Origin of the sequence: Pseudomonas sp. M30-35, from assembly GCF_002163625.1 — a bacterium.
Lineage (GTDB): Bacteria > Pseudomonadota > Gammaproteobacteria > Pseudomonadales > Pseudomonadaceae > Aquipseudomonas.
On sequence record NZ_CP020892.1, the window covers coordinates 3,897,071 to 3,919,243 of the forward strand.

Sequence of the window (22,173 nt, forward strand, 5' to 3'; positions counted from 1 at the left end):
ATGCACCCAATGACTCTGGCCGAGATCGCCCGCGGACTCGCCGACAAAACATTCTCATCCGAAGAACTGACGCGCAACCTATTGGCGCGCATTCAGCAACTCGACCCGCAACTAAATAGCTTCATCAGCGTCACTGAAGACCTCGCGTTGCAACAGGCTAAAGCGGCTGACGCACGCCGTGCAGCTGGCGAGACTGGCGCTTTGCTTGGCGCACCTATCGGCCATAAAGATTTGTTCTGCACCCTCGACATTCGCACCAGTTGCGGCTCGAAGATGCTCGACAACTTTAAAGCACCGTATAACGCCACCGTGGTCGAGAAGCTGGCGTCAGCTGGCGCGGTAACGCTGGGCAAGCTGAACATGGACGAGTTCGCCATGGGTTCGGCCAACGAGTCCAGCCACTACGGCGCAGTGAAAAACCCGTGGAATCTTGAACGTGTCCCAGGCGGTTCGTCTGGCGGTTCAGCGGCGGCTGTGGCTGCGCGCCTGCTGCCTGCTGCCACCGGCACCGATACTGGCGGCTCGATTCGCCAACCGGCCGCGCTGACCAACCTCACCGGGATCAAGCCGACCTATGGTCGCGTCTCGCGCTGGGGCATGATCGCCTATGCGTCCAGTCTTGATCAGGGCGGCCCATTGGCCCGCACCGCTGAAGACTGCGCCTTGATGCTGCAAGCCATGGCTGGCTTCGATCCGAAAGACTCGACCAGTGTCGATCAACCGGTTGATGACTACCTCGCCGCGCTGGGCAAACCGTTGACCGGCTTGCGCATTGGCCTGCCAAAAGAGTATTTCAGCACTGGCCTCGACAGCCGAATCGCCGATGCGGTGATGGCTGTGGTTGAACAACTGAAATCCCTTGGTGCCACGGTTAAAGACATCAGCCTGCCCAATGCCCAGAACGCGATAGCCGCTTATTACGTCATCGCTCCGGCTGAAGCATCATCCAACCTGTCACGCTTCGATGGCGTGCGTTTTGGTTACCGCTGCGAAAACCCGGTCAACCTTGAAGACCTTTACAAGCGCTCACGCGGTGAAGGCTTCGGCGCAGAAGTTAAACGCCGGATCATGGTCGGTGCCTATGCCCTGTCTGCCGGTTATTACGATGCGTACTACATCAAGGCCCAGCAGATCCGCCGCCTGATCAAGAACGACTTCGTGGCTGCATTCAATGATGTCGATGTAATCCTTGGCCCAACCACACCAAACCCGGCGTGGAAACTTGGCGAGAAGAGCAACGACCCGGTCGCTGCCTACCTTGAAGACATCTACACCATCACCGCCAACCTTGCCGGTATTCCTGGCTTGTCGATGCCTGCTGGCTTCGTCGATGGTTTGCCGGTCGGCGTGCAACTGTTGGCGCCGTACTTTCAGGAAGGTCGCCTGCTCAACGTGGCGCACCAATATCAACAAGTCACTGATTGGCACACTCGCGTGCCAGCCGGATTTTAAGGATCACTCAGATGCAATGGGAAACCGTGATCGGGCTGGAAATTCACGCACAGCTCGCGACTCAGTCGAAAATCTTCTCGGCCAGCGCCACCACGTTTGGCGCCGAGCCTAACACCCAAGCCAGCCTGGTTGACCTCGGCATGCCCGGCACGCTGCCGGTTCTCAATGCTGAAGCCGTGCGTATGGCGTGTATGTTTGGCCTGGCGATTGATGCTCATATCGCTCCGCGCAATATTTTTGCGCGCAAAAACTACTTCTACCCGGACCTGCCAAAAGGCTACCAGACCAGCCAGATGGATGACCCGATCGTCGGCATCGGCCACCTGGATATCACCCTGGAAGACGGCACCGTCAAGCGCATCGGCATCACCCGTGCGCACCTTGAAGAGGACGCTGGCAAAAGCCTGCACGAAGACTTCCAGGGCATGAGCGGTATCGACCTCAACCGCGCCGGTACGCCGTTGCTGGAAATCGTCTCTGAGCCGGACATTCGCAGCGCCAAGGAAGCCGTTGCCTACGTCAAATCGATTCATGCACTGGTGCGCTACCTCGGCATTTGTGACGGCAACATGGCTGAGGGTTCACTGCGCTGCGACTGCAACGTATCGGTGCGGCCAAAAGGCCAGGCTGAATACGGCACTCGCGCCGAGATCAAGAACGTCAACTCGTTCCGCTTCATCGAAAAGGCGATCAACCACGAAGTTCAGCGCCAGATTGAGCTGATCGAAGATGGTGGCAAAGTTGTTCAGGAAACACGCCTGTACGACCCAAACAAAGACCAGACCCGCTCGATGCGTAGCAAAGAAGAAGCGAACGACTACCGTTACTTCCCCTGCCCTGATCTGCTGCCGGTGGTGATCGAACAAAGCTACCTTGATGAACTACGTTCGACCTTGCCTGAGTTGCCAGTGCAAAAGCGCGAACGTTTCGAGGCGCAGTTTGGTTTATCGGCATACGACGCCAACGTCTTGGCTTCAAGCCGGGAAATGGCCGACTACTTCGAAGCCGTTGAGAAAACCTGTGGCGACGCCAAACTCGCCGCCAACTGGGTAATGGGCGAGCTTTCCAGCCTGCTCAACAAAGACAACCTCGATATCGAGCAGTCCCCGGTCAGCGCCGAGCAACTGGGCGGCATGATCCTGCGCATCAAAGACAACACCATCTCCGGCAAAATCGCCAAGATGGTCTTTGAAGCCATGGCCGCCGGTGAAGGCTCTGCCGATCAGGTCATCGAAGCCAAAGGCCTCAAGCAAGTGACTGACAGCGGTGCAATCGAAGCGATGCTTGATGAGGTGCTCGCTGCCAACGCTGAACAGGTTGAACAGTACCGCGCAGCGGAAGAAGCCAAGCGCGGCAAGATGTTCGGCTTCTTTGTCGGTCAGGCCATGAAAGCCTCAAAAGGCAAAGCCAACCCACAACAAGTGAACGAACTGCTGAAGAAGAAGCTCGAAGGCTAACAAGTCATCGCACTGCCCTACAAGTTAGTGCCCCGACTTGTAGGGCAGATGAGGCTTTTCTTCATCCGCCCTGAGTGGCTGCTGGCAGTTAAAACCGACGCGACTCGTAAGAAAATGCACGCTTTGATATTTGAGCTGCACATGGCTATTTGAGCTGCGCATCGTGGACAAACTGCGCATTGCCACACCCTACGATTTTTTCGGAGCCCGTATGCAACGTTCGCTGTTACTGCTCGGCTTGCTCAGCCTACTGGCTGGTTGCGCCAGCAAAACCCCTGACAGTACTGGCGCTGCGGCTGTTGGCACGGGTTACAGTGCAACTGGCAACGCCTCATATTACGGCGCCAAGCATCATGGCAAGAAAACCGCTAACGGCGAGCGCTTCGACCAGAACGCACTAACCGCAGCGCACCGCACGCTGCCCTTCGGCAGCCGTGTATTGGTGACCAACTTACGCAATGATAAAACCGTGGTGGTGCGTATTAATGACCGCGGCCCATTTGTGCGTGGACGGATTATCGATGTATCGAAAAAAGCTGCAGAGCAGCTCGATATGATCCGTGCTGGCGTCGCCCCGGTAAGCATCAAGCTTTTGCGTCCGTAGCGAAGCTGCAACGGGTAAAAACTGGTTACCAATCACCCGAATTATTTATAGCGCCAAATCTGCGGCTGGCTAAACTAGCCGCATCTTTCTGGAGCCCCGTATGACGTTACTGACATTTGTTTATTTAATTGCCGGTCTGGTGCTATTGGTTGCTGGCGCCGAAGTATTGGTGCGCGGCGCAGCCAAGCTGGCAGCGCAATTCGGTATTCCACCGCTGGTTATCGGCCTCACGGTAGTCGCCTTCGGCACCAGCGCCCCGGAAACCGCAGTCAGCGTGCAGTCGGCGGTCAGCGGCAGCGGCGACCTGGCTATCGGTAACGTGGTCGGCAGCAACATCGCTAACGTATTGCTGGTACTTGGTGCCACTGCGTTGATTGCACCGCTGATTGTTTCGCGCCAGCTAATTCGCTTGGATGTACCGTTAATGATCGGTGCCAGCCTGTTAACCTTTGGCCTCGCCTATGACGGCAATCTAAGCCGCATTGACGGTGCAATCTTGTTCACCGGCATCGTCGCTTACACCTTCTTTCTGGTGCGCAGCAGCCGCAAACAAGGTGCCGCGGAAGCGGACGATGAATTTGCAGCCGAGTTTGGCCTCGACCAACCGGTTAAGCCAAATGCATGGCTGATCAACCTGTTGCTGATCATTGTTGGCTTAGTGCTGCTGGTCGGCGGCTCGCATTTCCTGGTTGAAGGCGCAGTGACACTGGCCCGTGCATTAGGCCTGTCAGAACTGGTAATCGGCCTGACGGTGATTGCCATCGGTACATCGTTACCAGAGCTGGCGACGTCGGTCCTTGCAGCGTTCAAAGGCGAGCGCGATATTGCCGTGGGTAACATTGTCGGCAGTAACCTGTTCAACCTGCTCAGCGTGCTTGGTTTGGCCGCACTGGTTGCTCCAAGCCCTATTTCGGTGTCGCCCAACGCATTGGCGTTCGACTTCCCGGTGATGATTGCCGTCGCAGTCGCCTGCCTGCCAATCTTCTTCACCGGCTACCGGATCAACCGCTGGGAAGGCTTGCTGTTCCTGGCCTACTACGGTGCCTACACCCTGTATCTGGTGCTGTTTGCCACCGGGCGCCCGATTGTTGAAACCTTCGGCCACGCAATGATCGGCTATGTTATTCCACTGACAGTAATCACCTTGATCGTTGTCACCGTGCGTAGCTGGCAAAAACAGCGACTGAATTGAACAGGGAGCAAAGCATGAGCAAAACACCTTTAGACGGCGAACAAGTACGTCGCGAAGTCATGGGCGATGCTTATGTCGATCGCGCCTTGGGCAATACCACAGCGTTTACTCAACCGCTGCAGGATTACCTCAACGAGCACGCCTGGGGCGGGGTTTGGAACCGGGAAGGCCTGGAACGCAAAACCCGTAGCCTGATCACCCTCGCAGCACTCACCGCGCTGAAATGCCCGCAAGAGCTTAAAGGCCACGTGCGCGGCGCGTTGAACAACGGCTGCACAGTTGAAGAAATCCGTGAAACTCTGCTGCACTGCGCGGCTTACGCGGGGGCTCCAGCTGCAATCGATGCGTTTCGCGCAGCCCAGGAAATCATTGACGAGTATCAGCAAAAAAGCTGAACCCGGAGTGATCGGGTACTAAAAAGCCGGGCTAATTGCCCGGCTTTTTAGTTTATGCAGTTGTTGAAATAGCGTGTCACCTGAACCTTTTGCTGGCGCACTGCACAGCAATATACAATCAGCATCAGATAAGCACGGATATCGCACTATCGTAATATTCCTATTACGTAGCGGGATAATGTAGATCCTATGGACGGGGTGTATAAATGAAATTCTTAAGGAAATGCCTTAATCGCAGCGCCAGAAAACGTATCCGCAATACGCCAAAACTGTATCGCAACACCCTGAAACTGCGCGAGCGTTACCCGCACTACACGTTTGGCGATGGCACTTACGGCAAACCCAAAGTGCATGACTGGAATGAGGGCACCAAACTGCATGTTGGTGCATATACCTCGATTGCCGGTGACGTTGAGATCTATCTGGGTGGCCGCCACCGTACCGACTGGATCACCAGTTACCCATTCCCGTTGCAGATGGAAGAGCTTGCCCATATCAAAGACGCAACCGGCAGCAATGGTGATGTCATCATCGGCAATGATTGCTGGATCTGCTCAAAAGCCATGATTCTTTCTGGCGTGACCATTGGCGATGGCGCGGTAGTCGCTGCGGGCGCCGTTGTCACCAAAGACGTTCCGGCCTACGCCATGGTTGGGGGCAACCCTGCACGCCTGATCCGCTGGCGCTTTGAAGAACCCATTCGGCTGATGCTGCAAGAGTCCGCTTGGTGGGACTGGCCTGCTGAAGAAATCAGGAGCATCGCCCCGCTCCTCTGCACCAGTGACTTCGATGCCTTCAGCCGCTATATCGCTGAACGCAAACAGGTCGGAGCAACATCAAAGCCTAGATCCAACCCACCAACTTCAACAGCAGCAGGCCAACGTTGATTGAAACCACCGCCCCGAGCGTGGTCATCACAATAATTGCAGCAGCCAGCTCATGGTTGCCGTTGGCGGCGCGGGCCATGACATAACTCGCCGCCGCCGTTGGGCTGGCGAAGTAGAGAAACAGCACCGCCAGGTCGGCGTCGCGAAAACCACATAACCACGCGCCAAGCGTTGCCAAAATGGGTAACCACACCAGCTTCATCAAGCTTGAGCCAATAGCAACATCACTGCTCTGGCGCATGGATGCCAACGATAGCGTGCCGCCGATACAGATCAACGCCAGAGGCAGGGTCATATGGGCAAAATACTCGGCTGACGCTAATAGCCACTGAGGCAGCTTTATCTGCCAATAGGCAAACGGCAGCGCCAATGCCACACCAATAATGAGCGGGTTAGTCAGAATACTTTTGCACAGCGTCCATGGATCAGTTTTGGCGCCGGGGCTATAAATCGCCAGCACCAGCACCGAGAGGATGTTGTAGCAAAAGATCACCACCCCCGCGAGCACGCTGCCTATCGCCAAGCCATAGTCGCCATACATGCTGGTCGCCAGGGCTAGACCAACAATGCCGTTATTACCGCGAAACGCGCCTTGGGTGTAGATACCACGCTCGATCTCTGGGCAGCGAAAAATCGCCCAGCCCCAGGCAACACTGAACGTCACTATGGTGGCGAGCACAAAGTAGATAATCAGCCCAGGCTTGAATGCCTGACTCATGTCGGCGTTGACGATACCGAGAAATAACAAGGTCGGCATGGTGCCGCGAAACACCAACTCGGATGCCGTACCAATAAAACTATCGTCGATCCAGCGCAAACGCTTGAGCACCACACCGAGAAAGAGCATGGCGAATACGGGGGCGGTAATACTGATGGTTTGCAGAACGATTTCGAACACAGCAGCCTCTGAGCAAATCTAGGTAGCCAGGTACTTATTGATCTGCAAGTTGCTGGTGAATACCAAGAAAATCAGACGAATTCGTAGCCTGCTAACAATCATAGCAAGCTTGCTACTAAAAGGTTTGAACCACTTTGCTGACGAACCGATAAAAGCGACCGCACTCAAACGAACAAGGCAGTTAAACACGCCGATTGGAGCGCAATCCCAAGGCTCCTTTAACGGCGTACCGGACGCTTCTGTAATTTACGCTGCAAAGTCCGTCGATGCATGCCTAACGCACGAGCAGTCGCCGAGATATTGCCTTCGTGTTCAGCCAGTACGCGCTGAATATGCTCCCACTGCAGACGATCTACCGACATCGGGTTTTCTGGCACCAGACTGTCAAGGTCAGCATGCTGAGTCAGCAACGCGGCCAGCACATCATCGGCATCCGCAGGCTTGCACAGATAGTTGCAGGCACCGCGCTTGATTGCCTCTACAGCGGTGGCAATACTCGAATAACCGGTGAGGATTACCACGCGCATCTCAGCATCGAGCTCGAGCAGCTTGGGCAGAAGCACCAAGCCAGAATCACCGTCCATTTTCAGATCAACTACCGCGTACTCCGGCAAATCCTGCTCAGCCAGCAACAAGCCCTCTTCAGCAGAGCCGGCGGTCGATACACGCAGGCCACGACGGCTCATTGCCCGCGCCATAACCCGGGTAAAGGTTGGATCATCATCGACCAGCAACAAATGCGGCTGCTCGTCGCCCTCAAATAGTGCTTCTTCAGACATGCTTAACTCCTTGGGAACCTCTGAAAAACTACTGCGCTAGATATTACTGGGGCAGCCCTTGCTGCGTTAAAAAACGGCTCAAAATGCTCATTTACTGCAGTAAACTCCGCTTTCTCACATTTTTTTGCCTTGTACTTCCGTCGCTCGCTACCTTTTTCAGAGGCTCCCTTACTGGCATAGGTTACGAACGGCCATAGGCACGCGGCAGTTTCAATTCAGTGAGCGTGCCGCCCTCTTCATGGTTATACAGTTTAACCGTACCTCCGGCACGCGTGACGCTGGCTTGACTTAAAAATAAGCCCAGACCAAATCCCTTACCCTTGGTGGTGAAGAATGGACGCCCCAACTGCTCGGCAATCGCCAGAGGCACACCCGCACCAAAATCACGAATGGTCAGGTACAGCCACTGGTGGTTCCAATCAAGGCAGATATCCAGCTTGTCGGGATGCGCATCAGCGGCGTTATTCAACAGATTAAGCAAGGCTTGAGTGAGATCAGCTGGCGGCATCAAGCGTGGCGCTGTACCTCGACCCAGGCATTGATAACGATAGCTCGCTTCCGGGCGCATCAAGTGCCAGCGATTGAGGGTAACCTCAAGCCACTCAACACAGGATTGCTCGACAACAGCCAGACGGCGATCTGCCTCAGCCGCGCGCACCAGCTGTTGCAGCGTGTCCTTGCACAGCTTCACTTGCTCTTGCAGGACGGCCAAATCCTCTTGCAACAGTGGTTCGGGGTGCTCACGGCGCAACTCTTTGATCAATACACTCATGGTCGCCAATGGCGTTCCCAACTCGTGTGCCGCGCCCGCAGCCTGGGTGGCAACAGCTAAAAGTTGTTGATCACGCAGGTTCTCTTCACGGCGCTCTGCGCGCTGCTGGTCTTGCCCGCGCAGCTCTTCAGCCATTTTCGCAACGAAGAAGGTAATCAATCCGGCCGCCATTGCGAAGCTCAGCCACATCCCATAAACCAGCAAGCTCTCGCGCTGCTCCAGCGGCACCATAACCGCATGCGACCAAACCAGCAGCACGGTATAACCCGTCAACGCCAGCCCCGATAAGGTTACGGTGTAGAGCCACGGCAACGTGGCAGCCGCAATGGTCAAAGGCACCAGGTAATAAGACACGAACGGGTTGCTGGAGCCGCCAGAGTAAAACAGCAGCACGCTGTGGATGATCAAATCGAAACTGAGTTGCAGCGCATATTCTTGCTCAGTCACTGGCCACGGGCCGCGTAAACGCAAGGTTGTGAGTAAACACAGGGCCAACGAAACGGCCAGGGTGACACTCAACTCAAACCATGGCAGCACCAGCAAACCAGACTTATAGACAAGCCCCACCGCGCCAGCCTGGGCGGCGAGCACCAAGAAGCGGATCAGAATTAAACGCCTGAGGTTTTGCCGACTGGCCGACAACAACTGCACCGGTGCGAGCATTGGTTCTCCGATAACGCCTGTTACAAGTCTGGCGAGTATAACCAAGCAACCGAATTACCTAGTGCGTCAACACGCCGCAGTTGAGGCACTTTGCAACGGATAATGGCTGAACAACACCAAGCTAAAACACTCAAAGTAGTTTAGCGGGCTTAATCATCAGGTTGCTGGCTGGGTCTGGCACAAGCCTCTAACGCGGCGTTTGTGCGGTGTAGATAAGCCGAGTGATAGGACCGCTGTGACTGCCTTATTATTTTTTAAATTGTTTAACCCGAATCCATCACAAAGACCGTCTACCCTTGTGAACCTAGTGTGCAAGCTGTGCACCAACACGCCAATTAAGGAAGTATCCATGCAATCAATGTCACGTCTCCCAAGCCTCGCAACCGCCCTGCTATTAACAGCCAGCAGCCTGCTGAGCCTCTCTGCGCATGCTGATGAAGCCCGCTACAACCAAGTAGCCCTGCGCGCTGAAGTCAGTGAAGAGATCGCCCATGACCTGATGCACGTGACTTTTTATACAGAGTCGCAAAACAGTGACCCTGCAGCGCTTGCCACTGAAGTCACGCAAACCCTCAACGCCGCGCTGAAACAAGCACGCGCAGCACAAGGGGTCAGCGTTGCAACCGGCAGCCGCAACAGCTATCCGGTATATGACGAAAAAGGCAAGAAGATCATCGCATGGCGCGAACGTGCTGAAGTGCGCCTTGAAAGTGCAGATTTTGCCGCGCTATCGAAGCTGACCGGCGACATGCTGAAAACCATGCAGATGAGTTCAATGAGCTTCAGCATTGCCGACAACACGCGCAAGAGCAAAGAAGACACCATGCTTAAAGGTGCAGTTGATGCATTCAAAGCGCGCGCCGAACTGGCGACTCAAGCGTTGGGTGGCAAGGGTTACAAGCTGGTGAGTCTGAACATCAACAGTGGCGGCTTCCAAACGCCAATGCCGATTCGCATGGCACGCGGTAAAAGCATGGAAATGATGATGGACGCGGCGCCACCTGAAGTAGAAGCAGGCACCAGCCAAGTCACAGTTAATGCCGACGGCGTGATAGAAGTACTAATGCCCTAAAAAGTAACACTTCAAAGCACTAAAACGACGCACCGCCGCTATGCCTCCATAGCGGCGTTTCGCCATGTTTAAACCTAAAGTTTGTCTAAATGCGACAGCAACGTACACCACATCTACGGATAGCCCAGTTTATGAGTTAACGCACTTGTCTCCGGCATGTGCCCTGCATAGTTTCATCCAAGGTCTCCATAAGAGGCCCCTCAACATAACCACAACAAACATGAGGTTTCTATGCGTAAGAATGCCGTCATCCAGGCAATGCTGGTCGCTGGGCTGATCGCCAGTGCGCCATTTGCTCAGGCTGCAAGCAATCTAGTCTTTTGTTCAGAAGGCAGCCCCGCAGGTTTTGACCCTGCGCTATACACCACAGGCACCGACTTTGATGCGGCCGCCGAGACCGTATTCAACCGTCTGACTCAGTTTGAACGTGGCGGCACCACGGTAATTCCTGGTCTTGCTGAGAAATGGGATATTTCCAATGACGGCCTGACCTACACCTTTCATCTACGCCCTGGGGTGAAGTTTCATACCACCAGCTACTTCAAGCCAAGCCGCGAGTTTGATGCAGACGACGTGCTGTTCACCTTCCATCGCATGCTCAACAAAGACGATCCATTTCGTAAAGCTTACCCAACAGAATTCCCTTACTTCACCGACATGGGCATGGATCAAAACATTGCCAAAATCGACAAAGTCGATGACATGACCGTGCGTTTCACCCTCAATACAGTAGACGCTGCGTTCGTCCAGAACCTCGCCATGAGCTTCGCCTCTATTCAGTCCGCCGAATATGCCGCGCAACTGTTGAAAGAGGGCAAAGCCAGCGACATCAACCAGAAGCCAATCGGCACGGGGCCGTTCGTATTCAAGCGTTATCAGAAAGATGCGCAGATTCGTTTCACCGGCAACAAGGAATACTGGAACCCGGATGATGTGAAGATCGACAACCTGATCTTCGCCATCAATACCGATGCATCAGTGCGCATGCAAAAGCTTAAGGCTGGTGAATGCCAGGTCAGCGTGTACCCACGCCCTGCGGATCTCGAATCGCTGAAGGCCGATGCCAAGCTGCAACTACCGGATCAAGCGGGTTTCAACCTCGGTTATATCGCCTACAACATTGAGCACCCGCCATTCGACAAGCTCGAAGTGCGTCAGGCGCTGGACATGGCGGTCAACAAACAGGCCATCATCAATGCGGTGTACCAAGGTGCAGGCCAACTGGCCGTCAACAGCATCCCGCCAACTCAATGGTCTTACGACGACACCATCAAGGATGCGGCCTTCGACCCAGAGAAAGCCAAACAACTGCTCAAGGATGCCGGCGTTAAAGAAGGCACTGAAATCACTTTGTGGGCCATGCCAGTACAGCGTCCCTACAACCCTAACGCCAAGTTGATGGCTGAAATGCTTCAGGCTGACTGGGCCAAGATCGGGATCAAGGCCAGAATCGTCAGCTATGAGTGGGGCGAGTACAACAAGCGCGCCAAAGCTGGTGAACACGACGCTCTGCTGATTGGTTGGACCGGCGACAATGGTGACCCGGACAACTGGCTGGGCGTGCTCTACGGCTGTGACTCAATCGGTGGCAACAACTACAGCCGCTGGTGCGACAAAGACTTCGACGGTTTGGTCAAGAAGGCCAAAACGCTCAACGATAAGGACGAGCGCAGCAAGCTTTACATGCAAGCGCAGCACATCCTCAAGGACAACGTGCCAATCACCCCAGTGGCACACTCAACCGTCTTCCAGCCGATGAGCAAATCGGTAAAAGGCTTCAAAATCAGTCCATTCGGCCTTAACTCGTTCTACGGCGTCAGCGTCGAGAAATAACCCTAGCAGCTGTTATCCAGCCGACCAAACGTCGGTTGGATAACCGGGCGCCAGCAAGCCTATCCGCCTGCTGGCGCATTCCGAATACGCATCAGGGATTACTCAATGCCAAACCCTAGATCACAATTATTGTTTAGCCTGCTTTTGCTCGGCAGCAGCCTTGGCGCAAGCGTGGTTGAAGCCGCCAACAAAGACAGTCTGATTGTCTGCACCGAAGCCAGCCCGGAAGGTTTTGATGTGGTGCAATACACTGCAGCAGTGACGGCCGATGCTTCGGCTGAAACAGTGCTTGAGCGACTGGTCCGGTTCGCTCCGGGCACCACCGATATAGAGCCTGCACTGGCCGAGCGTTGGGATATTTCCGAAGACGGCCTGAGCTACACCTTCCACCTGCGCAAGAACGTTAGATTTCATCACGCCGAAACATTCAAGCCGACGCGCGATTTCAATGCCGACGATGTGCTCTGGAGTTTCAACCGCCAGTTAGATCCAGATCACCCCTGGCACGACCAGGCGTTGCGCGGCTATCCCTATGCAGAATCAATGGGCATGGCCAGCATTATTCAGCGCATCGACAAGCTTGACGAGCACAGCGTTCGCTTCACCCTGAACCACCCCGAAGCACCGTTCCTTGCCGATATGGCGATGGGCTTTGCCTCGATCTATTCCGCCGAGTACGCCGACCAGCTACTTGCACAAAACAACAGCAAACAACTCAACAGCCATCCCATTGGCACTGGGCCGTTTGTATTTGATCGCTACAGTAAAGACTCCCAAGTCCGCTATCACGCGAACCCGGAATACTGGGACGGTGTACCGGCAATCAAAAAGCTGTTGTTCGCCATCACCCCTGATCCAAATGTGCGCATTCAACAACTAAAGGCCGACGCCTGCCAGATTGCGCTGTATCCACGACCGACCGATATTGCGGCACTAAAAACCAGCCCCGGGGTAAAGGTTCAGGCACTGGACTCATTGCTCACCGCTTATGTAGCCATCAACACCCGGCGCCCACCGCTGGATGATGTGCGCGTACGCCGTGCAATTAATATGGCCTTCGATAAGGCCGCTTATGTACGCGCACAGTATGGTGAAGGCGGCGCGACACCCGCTGTTGCGCCTTATCCGCCGACACTCTGGGGCCACGATGCACAACTGCTTGGCTGGCCGCATGATGTAAAACGTGCGCGGCAACTGCTTGAGGAGTCGGGCCACACCGAGGGGTTCAAACTGTCTATCTGGACCCGTCCAGGTGGCGGCCCGACTAATCCCAACCCCGGTATCGGCGCACAAATGCTGCAGGCAGACCTCGCCACAATCGGCATCACCGCTGATATTCGCGTGTTTGAATGGGGTGAGCTAATCAAGCGCGCCAAGAACGGCGAGCACGATTTGGTGTTTATGGGCTGGGCTGGCGACAACGGCGACCCGGACAACTTCCTTACTCCCAATCTGTCGTGCGCCGCCGCAAAGTCGGGTGAAAACATGTCCGGCTGGTGCGACAAAGACTTTAATGCACTGCTCCAAGAGGCGCGCCGGGTTAGCCCTCGCCCGCAACGTGCAGCGCTGTATCGCGAAGCATTATCAATATTTCAGGATCAAGCGCCATGGATTGCCCTCGCCTACCCGAAACAGTTCACCGCCCTGCGCAGCAATGTACAGGGCTTTGTACAAAGCCCGATGGGTTCAAATAACTTTGCCAAAGTGAGCCTCAAGCCCTAACAACCAAGCTAAAGCGAATGCAGGCACTGTATTCGGCAATGTTGCGTACTCGTTATAAAAAATCGCTGAGCCACGTAGCTTGGTGAACTGAAAATTGCTGGAGTGTTAAAACCGTATGTTGTCTTTTATTGCCAGGCGTCTGGGACTACTGATCCCAACCTTCTTCGGCGTTACCCTACTGACCTTCGCGTTAATTCGGATGATTCCCGGTGACCCGGTCGAAGTGATGATGGGCGAGCGACGTGTCGACCCCGCACTGCACGCCGAAGCGCTACACCGACTGGGCCTCGACAAACCCTTGTATGCCCAATACTTCGATTACATTGGCAATCTCGCACAGGGCGACCTGGGTGAATCCCTGCGCACTCGCGAAAGTGTCTGGCATGAGTTCATCACCCTATTTCCCGCGACCCTTGAACTGTCGCTGGCGGCCTTGTTGTTTGCTGGCACGCTTGGGCTAACTGCCGGAGTGATTGCAGCGCTGAAACGGGGCTCGTTGTTCGATCACGGCGTCATGGGCATATCACTGGCCGGTTACTCCATGCCGATTTTCTGGTGGGGTCTGCTGCTGATCATGTTCTTCTCGGTCTGGCTCGGCTGGACGCCGGTGTCCGGGCGTATCAACTTGCTTTACGACATCGAACCGCGCACCGGCTTTATGCTGATCGACACCCTGCTCTCGGATGAAGAAGGCTCGTTTATCGATGCCCTGCAACACCTGATTCTGCCAGCAATCGTGCTCGGCACTATTCCGCTGGCGGTTATCGCCCGCATGACCCGCTCGGCAATGCTCGAAGTTCTGCGTGAAGATTACGTGCGAACCGCCCGCGCCAAAGGCCTGTCACCCACCCGCGTGGTATTCGTTCACGGCCTGCGTAACGCGCTGATACCGGTACTCACGGTGATTGGTTTACAGGTCGGCACATTGCTGGCTGGCGCGGTGTTGACTGAGACTATTTTCTCCTGGCCCGGTGTCGGTAAATGGCTGATCGAGTCGATTGGCGCACGTGACTATCCGGTGGTGCAAAACGGCATCCTGCTGATCGCCTGCCTGGTCATTATGGTCAACTTCGTCGTCGATATTCTCTACGGCTTGGCCAACCCACGCATTCGCCATCAGCGCTAAGGAGGCCTGAAATGACTATAACCAACTCCCTCCCGGCGGTTGATCAGAGCTTGCTCTACCCCTCGCCACTAAAAGAATTCTGGCAAGCCTTCGCCCACAACAAAGGCGCAGTGGCTGGCTTGATGTTCATGATCCTGATTGTGTTCTGTGCATTGTTTGCGCCGTGGGTCGCGCCGTATAACCCGAGCGAGCAGTTTCGCGACTTCCTGCTGACGCCGCCGTCATGGCTCGAAGGTGGCCAGTGGCAGTTCTTGCTGGGCACCGATGAGCTCGGCCGTGATCTGCTTTCGCGATTGATTCACGGGGCACGCTTGTCACTGATGATCGGCTTGGCATCAGTACTGATGTCGATGATCCCCGGTATTTTTCTAGGACTTGTCGCGGGTTTCTTCCCACGGCTATTGGGCCCTGGGATCATGCGCTTGATGGATGTAATGCTGGCCCTGCCCTCGTTGCTGCTGGCGGTGGCGATTGTTGCCATCCTCGGCCCTGGCTTGATCAATACCGTGATCGCGATTGCCATTGTCTCGCTGCCTTCGTACGTGCGTCTGACCCGCGCGGCAGTAATGGTTGAACTGAACCGTGACTATGTAACTGCTGCACGCTTGGCTGACGCCAGCTTACCCCGCCTGATGTTCATTACGGTGCTGCCGAACTGCATGGCACCCTTGATTGTGCAGGCAACCCTGAGCTTTTCTTCGGCGATTCTCGATGCAGCCGCACTGGGCTTCCTTGGCCTTGGCGTGCAACCGCCAACGCCTGAGTGGGGCACCATGCTGGCGTCTGCGCGCGACTACATTGAGCGCGCGTGGTGGGTTGTCACCATGCCCGGCTTGGCCATTTTGCTCAGCGTGCTGGCAATCAACTTGATGGGCGACGGTTTGCGCGATGCGCTAGACCCGAAACTCAAGAACGCAGTGTGAGGAGCCCGGAATGAGCTTGCTTGATATTAAAAATCTCAGCGTGCGCTTCGGCGACGCGAATGCCGTTCCGGTTGTGGATGGCCTCGACATCAGTGTCGACAAAGGCGAAGTGCTGGCGATTGTTGGCGAGTCTGGTTCAGGTAAATCGGTGACCATGATGGCGCTGATGGGCTTGGTTGAAGCACCGGGCAAGGTCAAAGCTGACAGCCTGCAGTTTGACGGCACCGACATGCTGCGCCTTAAAGGCAAACAGCGCCGCCACATCATCGGTAAAGATTTATCGATGATTTTCCAAGACCCAATGACCTCACTCAACCCAAGCTTCACTGTCGGCTTTCAGATTGAAGAAGTCCTGCACCAGCACATGGGCCTGAAAGGCAAAGCTGCGCGCCAACGGGCGCTGGAGTTACTTGAAAAGGTTGAGATACCGGGCGCAGCCAGTCGTCTCGAAGCCTATCCGCATCAACTGTCTGGCGGTATGAGCCAACGGGTTGCGATTGCCATGGCGATAGCCGCCGAACCGAAACTGCTGATTGCCGATGAACCGACCACCGCCCTTGATGTAACCATTCAAGCGCAGATCATGGAGCTGTTACTCAATCTGCAGCGTGAGCAAGACATGGCGCTGGTACTGATCACCCACGACCTTGCGGTGGTTGCCGAAACCGCCCAGCGCGTGTGCGTCATGTACGCAGGCCAAGCGGTGGAAGTCGGTACGGTACCGGAGTTATTCAACACCCCCACTCACCCGTACACCGAGGCGCTGCTCAAGGCAATCCCCGAGCACTCACTCGGCGCCGAGCGTTTATCGACATTGCCGGGTATCGTTCCGGGTCGCTACGACCGGCCGCAAGGCTGCTTGCTATCGCCGCGCTGCCCCTATGTGCAGGAGCAATGTCGCCAGCAACGACCGCAACTCGAACCCCATGCGCAAGGCGCTGTGCGTTGCTTCTTCCCGCTTAATCTGACTTCGGAGGTAGCTTGATGAGCGCGCCTACAACTAACAGCGTGTTATCTGCTCGCGACCTCACTCGTCATTATTCGGTGTCCACCGGCTTGTTCCAGCCCAACGCCACGGTACAGGCACTCAATGGCGTCTCGTTTGAATTAGCCGCGGGCAAAACGCTGGCGGTTGTCGGTGAATCCGGCTGCGGTAAATCAACTCTGGCGCGGGCGTTGACCCTAATTGAGGAGCCCAGCTCGGGCTCGCTGCAAATTGCCGGTCAAGAAGTCACCGGCGCCAGCAAAGCCCAACGCAAACAGCTGCGCCGCGACGTGCAAATGGTTTTCCAAAACCCTTATGCATCGTTGAATCCACGGCAGAAAATCGGCGATCAACTGGCCGAGCCGCTGGTAATCAACACATCATTATCGAAAGATGAACGCCGCGAAAAAGTCCAGGCGATGATGCAACAGGTCGGATTACGCCCAGAGCATTACCAGCGCTATCCGCATATGTTTTCCGGTGGCCAACGTCAGCGTATCGCCCTCGCCCGCGCCATGATGCTGACGCCCAAGGTTTTGGTTGCAGATGAGCCAACCTCCGCGCTGGATGTGTCGATCCAAGCCCAGGTCCTTAACCTGTTTATGGACCTGCAAGAAGAGCTCAATACCGGTTATGTATTTATCTCGCACAACCTCTCAGTGGTGCGCCACGTAGCCGACGATGTATTGGTGATGTACCTCGGCAGGCCAGCGGAGATGGGCCCCAGCGAGCACATTTATCAACGCCCGCTGCATCCATACACCAAGGCACTGCTGTCCGCGACGCCAGCAATTCATCCAGACCCGAACAAGCCAAAGATCAAGATCAGTGGCGAACTACCTAACCCGCTCAACCCGCCGACAGGTTGCGCGTTCCACAAGCGCTGCCCGTATGCGACAGAGCAATGTGAAATCGAGCGCCCGGAACTGCGTCTGCTCGATTCACGGCAAGTGGCTTGCCATCACGCCGAAGCCATCAACAGCTAATATCAACAGCTAAATAGTACAAAGCGCTTGGGCTTGAGTCGGCCCAAGCGCTTATGTTGCAGAAGCCCCTAAGTGGCTGGATTTCATTAATACACGTCGCGGCGGTAACGTCCGGCTTCCTGTAAACCATCTACATATTCCTCACCAAGCACCTCGCGCAACACCGCATCAACACCTGTTGCCATCCCCTGCAAGCTACCGCAAACATAGATGACAGCGCCCTGAGCAAGCCATTCGCGCAGTTGCTGTTCAGCGGCCCGCAGATGATCCTGAACATACAGTTTGCTCGGCTGATCACGCGAAAACACTGGATCAAGATGCATCAAGAAACCGTTACTCTGCCACTCCAGCAGTTCTTGCTCACAATAAAAATCATGTGCGCGGTTTCTCTCGCCAAACACCAACCAATTACGTCGATGTCCCTGCTGGATTCGCGCCTTGAGAATGCTGCGCAAACCAGCCAAGCCACTGCCATTACCAATCAAAACAATCGGCCGGTCATCTTCTGGCGGGTGAAAAGCACTGTTACGCCGCAAGCGTGCCTGTAGATCAAGCATCGGTTGCATCGCCTCGGTCAGCCAGCCTGAACACAGACCCAACGAACCATCTGGATGACGCTCTTGGCGCACTATCAGCTCAAGCACACCATCACTCGGCAATGATGCAATTGAGTACTCGCGCGGCTTAGCCGTTGGGTCATTAGCGGGTCGAACTTGCAGAATATCGCCAGCCTGCCACTGCGCACCTGCAGGTGGCTGCAAGCGCAACATGTACGTCGGCAAGCCAGCAGAACCGGCATTCAAGCACTCACGCTCATGCAAACGCCAGGTAGCGAAAGGTTCTTCAGTTGTCAGCACTGCATCGGCCCCAGTGACGGCGCTGAGTTGTTGCTTCCACTGATTGATTGCATGTACATCACCGGCATCGACCTCAACAGGGGCAAACAAACTGTTGGCGCCTTGGCCACTGAGCCATTGGTGGATCCGCTGGGCAAAACCGCAAAACTGCTGATATTGACGATCGCCCAAGGCTAAAACTGCATAACGCAAATCGCCGAGTGCCAGTTTGCTGGCTAACACCGAGTTCTCAAAACCACGTGCCGAGTCCGGCGCATCACCGTCACCGAAAGTGCTAATCACAAACAACGCGTTTTGCGTTTTGCTCAACGTTTGCCCATTAATTTTAGCTAGAGGCTGGACGTTGGCATCAATGCCCGCTGCTTGTAGTTGCCCGGCTGTTTGCCACGCCAATTGTTCGGCAAAGCCACTTTGACTGGCAAAACCCACCAACCAACTTTCGCCACTCGCGGCACCTTTAACCACCGCTCGCTGAGCCACGCGAGCCGCACGCTTTTTGCGGCGGCGGTCGAGATACAACATCCAACCAGTGATAGCGAAGAGAGGCATCAACAGACTTGCAACCATCACCACAATCCGCCCGACCAAACCGAAGTATTCGCCGGTGTGTAGCGGGTAAACGCTGGCCAACAACTGCGCACTGGTGCTTTTGTCGCTGTAACGGCTATCACTTGCGACCTTGCCCGTTTCAGCGTTCATTTCCATCAGGTTAAATGCTCGCGGATGCTCTGCATTATTGAGCATGTAAAACACCTGAGCGGGCTGTCCGGCAACCGGCGGCAAACGCAGGCTCCATGCTTGCAACTGATCGCCGCCCGTTTGGCGAATACTGGCCCAGACCTTGTCGTAGTCCACCACTGGCGCCGGACCTTGTGGCTCGCGGCCACGACCCTTTTTACGTTGCTGCCCTGAGCTGGCATCGCCAAGCAACTGAATCATGCCGTCGCGAACCCAATCGTAGGACCAATACAAGCCGGTGATAGATGCCAATAGGTACACCAGCAAACACCACGTGCCGGCGACAGCGTGCAGGTCCCAGTTAAAGCTGCGCCCTTTGCGCGCCCAATCCAGAGTCAACCATGCGCGCCAACTGGCCGCTTGACGTGGCCAGCGCAGGTACAAGCCAGACAAACAAAAGAACACCAGCGCTAATGTGCTTGCAGCTGTCAGCTGCTTACCCACTTCGCCAACCGCGAGAAAGCGATGAAGTTGCAGTACAAAACCTAAAAAACCTTCGCCACGCAGCGGCGCCAGTTGCTCGCCGGTATAGGGATCGACAATGCGCGACTCACCACGGCGCTGACCCGGTGGTGGCGTGAAAAACAGTCGGGTAGGTTTGGTGCCCTGCTCTTGATAGAACATCCCTGAAACCGTTTTACCGCTCTGGGTCTGCGCTTTAAGTACCAGCTCAGCCGGCGACAGACGCTGCTGTTCTCGCGTATTTACAATTACTGCTGAAGGGTTGAGCAGTTCGATAATTTCAGGCTCGAAACTGTACATAGCACCGGTTATGCCCATCAACGCCAGAATCAAACCGGCACTGATCCCAAAGAACCAATGCAACTGAAACAACACTTTCTTGAACACCGTGATTCCCCAAGTATCTGAACTGCACATAACACCTGAGCAGCTCAGGCAGACGCCGAAACGAGATACGATATTATTTGATACAAACTCTCAACAACTCAAATTTACCTAAAATTTACCCGGTAAAACCCCAGGCCTCACAACGTAAAAATGCCCCGGCATAAGATTCTCCAATGAAAAGTCAGCTCCAGGGCGACGAAGCGACTTTGCCAGCCAATCAGAAGTGCAAATTAGTACTCAGCAAAGCTGTACGACCGGCAGCAGGGTTGCCACCCTCACCCGTGCCAAAGGTGATACCGGAGGTGGTGCGCAACGCATCGGCCAGGCTGAGTGAGCCGGTGTCCTTGATCACCTGCTCAGAAACAATAGTGACGCTCTTGGGCGTTTCGCGCAGCAGCGCGGTGAACGTGTCGTTGGCAGACGCAACCCTGTAGGCATCTTGCTGACCAACCAATGCTACAGAACTTTCCTAAATGCCAGTGAAAATCGTTATCATTAACTAATTGCCACCACATCCGCTTGGAGCTCACATGCTTTTGCATATACCCGCCGTGTTCAACCGCGAAGAAATCACGCGTATTCGTGAGGCGCTCGAAGCCGCTGCATGGGTGGATGGCAAAGTCACTGCGGGGCATCAATCGGCAAAGGCGAAAAACAATCTGCAACTCGCAGAAGACAGCCCGCTGGCGAAGGAGATCAGCCAAGCCATGCTTGAGCGCTTGTGGAATAACCCGCTGTTTATGTCTGCCGCCTTGCCCAACAAAGTGTTCCCGCCGCTGTTCAACTGCTATCGTTCTGGCGACGACTTTGGCTACCACATCGACAACGCCGTGCGGCAGGTCAAAGGCTCGGTCGAACGGGTGCGTACAGACCTGTCTTCCACCTTGTTTTTCAGTGACCCCGATGAATACGACGGCGGCGAGCTGACAATCCAAGACACCTACGGCGTGCAAAAGGTCAAGCTACCAGCAGGTGACCTGGTGCTCTATCCGGCGAGCAGCCTGCACAAAGTTGCTGCCGTCACCCGTGGTTCACGTTTTGCCTCCTTCTTCTGGACCCAAAGTTTGGTCCGTGAAGACAGCCAGCGCAGCTTACTCTTCGAGATGGATAACGCCATACAGCAGCTCAGCCGTGATGTACCTGAGCACCCATCGTTGACGCAACTGACTGGCACCTATCACAACCTGTTGCGGCGCTGGGCTGAGGTTTAGACCGCGATGAGTTTCGTACTGCGTAAAACCGAAACACTGTCGGCTGCCAATGCCCATGAAAACCCGCGACGCACCGCGCAATGGCTACTGAACTGCGCCGGGCTGGGCGAGCTGGAAGCACAGGCATTGCTCGGTCAAATCTTACTCGATGGCCAGGGCATAGAGCGCGACACAGCCTTGGCACGGCGTTGGTTCTCGATAGCCGCCGAGCGCGGTCACAGCATGGCGCGTAACATGCTCGGACGCTGCCATGAACATGGCTGGGGTGGCCCGATAGATTTGCACAGCGCGCTCAATTGCTACCAGCTAGCTGCCGCACAAGGACTGGATTGGGCCATGTACAACCTGGCCAACCTGCTGGCGACTGGACGCGCAGGCACCCTCGACTTGCCGCAAGCGTTTGTCTGGTATCAGCGAGCAGCTGAGCTTGGCCATGCCAAGTCAATGAACCTGCTAGGCCGGTTCTACGAAGAAGGAACGGTGGTTGCAGCCGAGCCCAAGCTTGCGCTTGAGTGGTTCCGCCGCTCTGCCGAAGGCGGCGACTTCAGAGGGCAGTTCAGCTATGCCGGACGCTTGCTTGAGCTGGGCGAGATAAGCAGCGCGCGCTTCTGGTTGGAAAAAGCACTGGCAATCGGCAATTTAAATTTTATCCATAGCGCATGCCGCTCGTTAGCCGCACTCAATCATCCCGAACTACTCGATATCAATGCGGCTTACGCGCAACGCCAAGTCGCGCTAGCCAACGAGCACAGCGTTTAAACCCAAACAAGCT

Annotated in this window: 20 protein-coding genes; 15 read left to right on the top strand and 5 right to left on the bottom strand. The window is 55.4% G+C overall.

The window, feature by feature from the left end; genetic code table 11:
• The 6 genes from gatA to B9K09_RS18060 all read left to right on the top strand — a co-directional run bounded on the left by gatA (position 1) and on the right by B9K09_RS18060 (position 5,987).
• Entirely contained in the window at positions 1 to 1,452 is a 1,452-nt protein-coding gene (gene gatA / locus B9K09_RS18035; protein ID WP_087518119.1) for an Asp-tRNA(Asn)/Glu-tRNA(Gln) amidotransferase subunit GatA, read from the top strand.
• Positions 1,453 to 1,463: 11 nt separating this feature from the next.
• Complete coding sequence (gene gatB, locus B9K09_RS18040) at positions 1,464 to 2,909, top strand: Asp-tRNA(Asn)/Glu-tRNA(Gln) amidotransferase subunit GatB (protein WP_087518120.1); 1,446 nt, start codon at positions 1,464 to 1,466, stop codon at positions 2,907 to 2,909.
• 211 nt (positions 2,910 to 3,120) lie between these two features.
• The gene (locus tag B9K09_RS18045) at positions 3,121 to 3,513 is read left to right on the top strand and encodes a septal ring lytic transglycosylase RlpA family protein (protein ID WP_087519155.1); all 393 of its coding nucleotides are present in this window, start codon (positions 3,121 to 3,123) and stop codon (positions 3,511 to 3,513) included.
• A 100-nt stretch (positions 3,514 to 3,613) separates the two neighbouring features.
• Complete coding sequence (locus B9K09_RS18050) at positions 3,614 to 4,705, top strand: calcium/sodium antiporter (RefSeq protein ID WP_087518121.1); 1,092 nt, start codon at positions 3,614 to 3,616, stop codon at positions 4,703 to 4,705.
• A gap of 14 nt (positions 4,706 to 4,719) precedes the next feature.
• A complete protein-coding gene (locus B9K09_RS18055) occupies positions 4,720 to 5,100 on the top strand; it encodes a carboxymuconolactone decarboxylase family protein (RefSeq protein WP_087518122.1) in 381 nt (126 codons plus the stop codon).
• Between the two features lie 206 nt (positions 5,101 to 5,306).
• Positions 5,307 to 5,987 carry a CatB-related O-acetyltransferase gene (locus tag B9K09_RS18060; protein ID WP_087518123.1) on the top strand — a complete coding sequence of 227 codons (681 nt, stop codon included), beginning with the start codon at positions 5,307 to 5,309 and terminating at the stop codon, positions 5,985 to 5,987.
• On the opposite strand, the gene B9K09_RS18065 is transcribed toward B9K09_RS18060, so the two are convergent.
• The 3 genes from B9K09_RS18065 to B9K09_RS18075 form a co-directional block, all read right to left on the bottom strand.
• Positions 5,944 to 6,885, bottom strand: a complete 942-nt coding sequence (locus B9K09_RS18065) for an AEC family transporter (protein WP_087518124.1) — start codon at positions 6,883 to 6,885, stop codon at positions 5,944 to 5,946. The genes B9K09_RS18060 and B9K09_RS18065 overlap by 44 nt on opposite strands.
• 218 nt (positions 6,886 to 7,103) lie before the next feature.
• A complete protein-coding gene (locus B9K09_RS18070) occupies positions 7,104 to 7,664 on the bottom strand; it encodes a response regulator transcription factor (protein ID WP_087518125.1) in 561 nt (186 codons plus the stop codon).
• A 181-nt stretch (positions 7,665 to 7,845) separates the two neighbouring features.
• Positions 7,846 to 9,099, bottom strand: coding sequence for an ATP-binding protein (locus tag B9K09_RS18075; RefSeq protein WP_087518126.1), 1,254 nt, complete (start codon positions 9,097 to 9,099; stop codon positions 7,846 to 7,848).
• Positions 9,100 to 9,457: 358 nt separating this feature from the next.
• Between B9K09_RS18075 and B9K09_RS18080 the strand changes: the two genes are divergently transcribed.
• The 7 genes from B9K09_RS18080 to B9K09_RS18110 all read left to right on the top strand — a co-directional run bounded on the left by B9K09_RS18080 (position 9,458) and on the right by B9K09_RS18110 (position 17,746).
• Positions 9,458 to 10,171, top strand: coding sequence for an SIMPL domain-containing protein (locus B9K09_RS18080; protein WP_087519156.1), 714 nt, complete (start codon positions 9,458 to 9,460; stop codon positions 10,169 to 10,171).
• 231 nt (positions 10,172 to 10,402) lie between these two features.
• On the top strand, positions 10,403 to 12,004 hold the full coding sequence (locus B9K09_RS18085; RefSeq protein ID WP_087518127.1) for an ABC transporter substrate-binding protein: 1,602 nt from the start codon (positions 10,403 to 10,405) through the stop codon (positions 12,002 to 12,004).
• 105 nt (positions 12,005 to 12,109) lie between these two features.
• A complete protein-coding gene (locus B9K09_RS18090) occupies positions 12,110 to 13,726 on the top strand; it encodes an ABC transporter substrate-binding protein (protein ID WP_087518128.1) in 1,617 nt (538 codons plus the stop codon).
• A gap of 115 nt (positions 13,727 to 13,841) precedes the next feature.
• Positions 13,842 to 14,852: an ABC transporter permease subunit gene (locus B9K09_RS18095; protein WP_087518129.1), complete on the top strand. Its 1,011-nt coding sequence runs from the start codon at positions 13,842 to 13,844 to the stop codon at positions 14,850 to 14,852.
• An 11-nt stretch (positions 14,853 to 14,863) separates the two neighbouring features.
• Positions 14,864 to 15,775, top strand: a complete 912-nt coding sequence (locus B9K09_RS18100) for an ABC transporter permease subunit (protein ID WP_087518130.1) — start codon at positions 14,864 to 14,866, stop codon at positions 15,773 to 15,775.
• Positions 15,776 to 15,785: 10 nt separating this feature from the next.
• A complete protein-coding gene (locus tag B9K09_RS18105; protein WP_087518131.1) occupies positions 15,786 to 16,760 on the top strand; it encodes an ABC transporter ATP-binding protein in 975 nt (324 codons plus the stop codon).
• Entirely contained in the window at positions 16,760 to 17,746 is a 987-nt protein-coding gene (locus B9K09_RS18110) for a peptide ABC transporter ATP-binding protein (protein ID WP_087518132.1), read from the top strand. Before B9K09_RS18105 ends, B9K09_RS18110 begins: the two co-directional genes overlap by 1 nt.
• 86 nt (positions 17,747 to 17,832) lie before the next feature.
• Here the strand turns inward: B9K09_RS18110 and B9K09_RS18115 are convergent, their stop codons facing one another.
• Positions 17,833 to 20,220: a sulfite reductase flavoprotein subunit alpha gene (locus tag B9K09_RS18115; RefSeq protein WP_087518133.1), complete on the bottom strand. Its 2,388-nt coding sequence runs from the start codon at positions 20,218 to 20,220 to the stop codon at positions 17,833 to 17,835.
• Between the two features lie 187 nt (positions 20,221 to 20,407).
• Positions 20,408 to 20,644: a TonB-dependent receptor plug domain-containing protein gene (locus B9K09_RS18120; protein WP_087518134.1), complete on the bottom strand. Its 237-nt coding sequence runs from the start codon at positions 20,642 to 20,644 to the stop codon at positions 20,408 to 20,410.
• A gap of 76 nt (positions 20,645 to 20,720) precedes the next feature.
• Here B9K09_RS18120 and B9K09_RS18125 point away from each other — a divergent pair, with 76 nt between their 5' ends.
• Together B9K09_RS18125 and B9K09_RS18130 are read left to right on the top strand one after the other, a co-directional pair.
• A complete protein-coding gene (locus B9K09_RS18125) occupies positions 20,721 to 21,401 on the top strand; it encodes a Fe2+-dependent dioxygenase (protein WP_087518135.1) in 681 nt (226 codons plus the stop codon).
• Between the two features lie 6 nt (positions 21,402 to 21,407).
• Positions 21,408 to 22,160, top strand: a complete 753-nt coding sequence (locus B9K09_RS18130) for a tetratricopeptide repeat protein (protein ID WP_087518136.1) — start codon at positions 21,408 to 21,410, stop codon at positions 22,158 to 22,160.
• Positions 22,161 to 22,173: the final 13 nt, after the last annotated feature.

Coding starts and splice junctions, on each gene's coding strand:
- gatA (WP_087518119.1), top strand. CDS start 1: ATGCACCCAATGACTCTGGCCGAGATCGCCCGCGGACTCGCCGACAAA.
- gatB (WP_087518120.1), top strand. CDS start 1,464: ATGCAATGGGAAACCGTGATCGGGCTGGAAATTCACGCACAGCTCGCG.
- B9K09_RS18045 (WP_087519155.1), top strand. CDS start 3,121: ATGCAACGTTCGCTGTTACTGCTCGGCTTGCTCAGCCTACTGGCTGGT.
- B9K09_RS18050 (WP_087518121.1), top strand. CDS start 3,614: ATGACGTTACTGACATTTGTTTATTTAATTGCCGGTCTGGTGCTATTG.
- B9K09_RS18055 (WP_087518122.1), top strand. CDS start 4,720: ATGAGCAAAACACCTTTAGACGGCGAACAAGTACGTCGCGAAGTCATG.
- B9K09_RS18060 (WP_087518123.1), top strand. CDS start 5,307: ATGAAATTCTTAAGGAAATGCCTTAATCGCAGCGCCAGAAAACGTATC.
- B9K09_RS18070 (WP_087518125.1), bottom strand. CDS start 7,664: ATGTCTGAAGAAGCACTATTTGAGGGCGACGAGCAGCCGCATTTGTTG.
- B9K09_RS18075 (WP_087518126.1), bottom strand. CDS start 9,099: ATGCTCGCACCGGTGCAGTTGTTGTCGGCCAGTCGGCAAAACCTCAGG.
- B9K09_RS18080 (WP_087519156.1), top strand. CDS start 9,458: ATGTCACGTCTCCCAAGCCTCGCAACCGCCCTGCTATTAACAGCCAGC.
- B9K09_RS18085 (WP_087518127.1), top strand. CDS start 10,403: ATGCGTAAGAATGCCGTCATCCAGGCAATGCTGGTCGCTGGGCTGATC.
- B9K09_RS18090 (WP_087518128.1), top strand. CDS start 12,110: ATGCCAAACCCTAGATCACAATTATTGTTTAGCCTGCTTTTGCTCGGC.
- B9K09_RS18095 (WP_087518129.1), top strand. CDS start 13,842: ATGTTGTCTTTTATTGCCAGGCGTCTGGGACTACTGATCCCAACCTTC.
- B9K09_RS18100 (WP_087518130.1), top strand. CDS start 14,864: ATGACTATAACCAACTCCCTCCCGGCGGTTGATCAGAGCTTGCTCTAC.
- B9K09_RS18105 (WP_087518131.1), top strand. CDS start 15,786: ATGAGCTTGCTTGATATTAAAAATCTCAGCGTGCGCTTCGGCGACGCG.
- B9K09_RS18110 (WP_087518132.1), top strand. CDS start 16,760: ATGAGCGCGCCTACAACTAACAGCGTGTTATCTGCTCGCGACCTCACT.
- B9K09_RS18115 (WP_087518133.1), bottom strand. CDS start 20,220: ATGTGCAGTTCAGATACTTGGGGAATCACGGTGTTCAAGAAAGTGTTG.
- B9K09_RS18125 (WP_087518135.1), top strand. CDS start 20,721: ATGCTTTTGCATATACCCGCCGTGTTCAACCGCGAAGAAATCACGCGT.
- B9K09_RS18130 (WP_087518136.1), top strand. CDS start 21,408: ATGAGTTTCGTACTGCGTAAAACCGAAACACTGTCGGCTGCCAATGCC.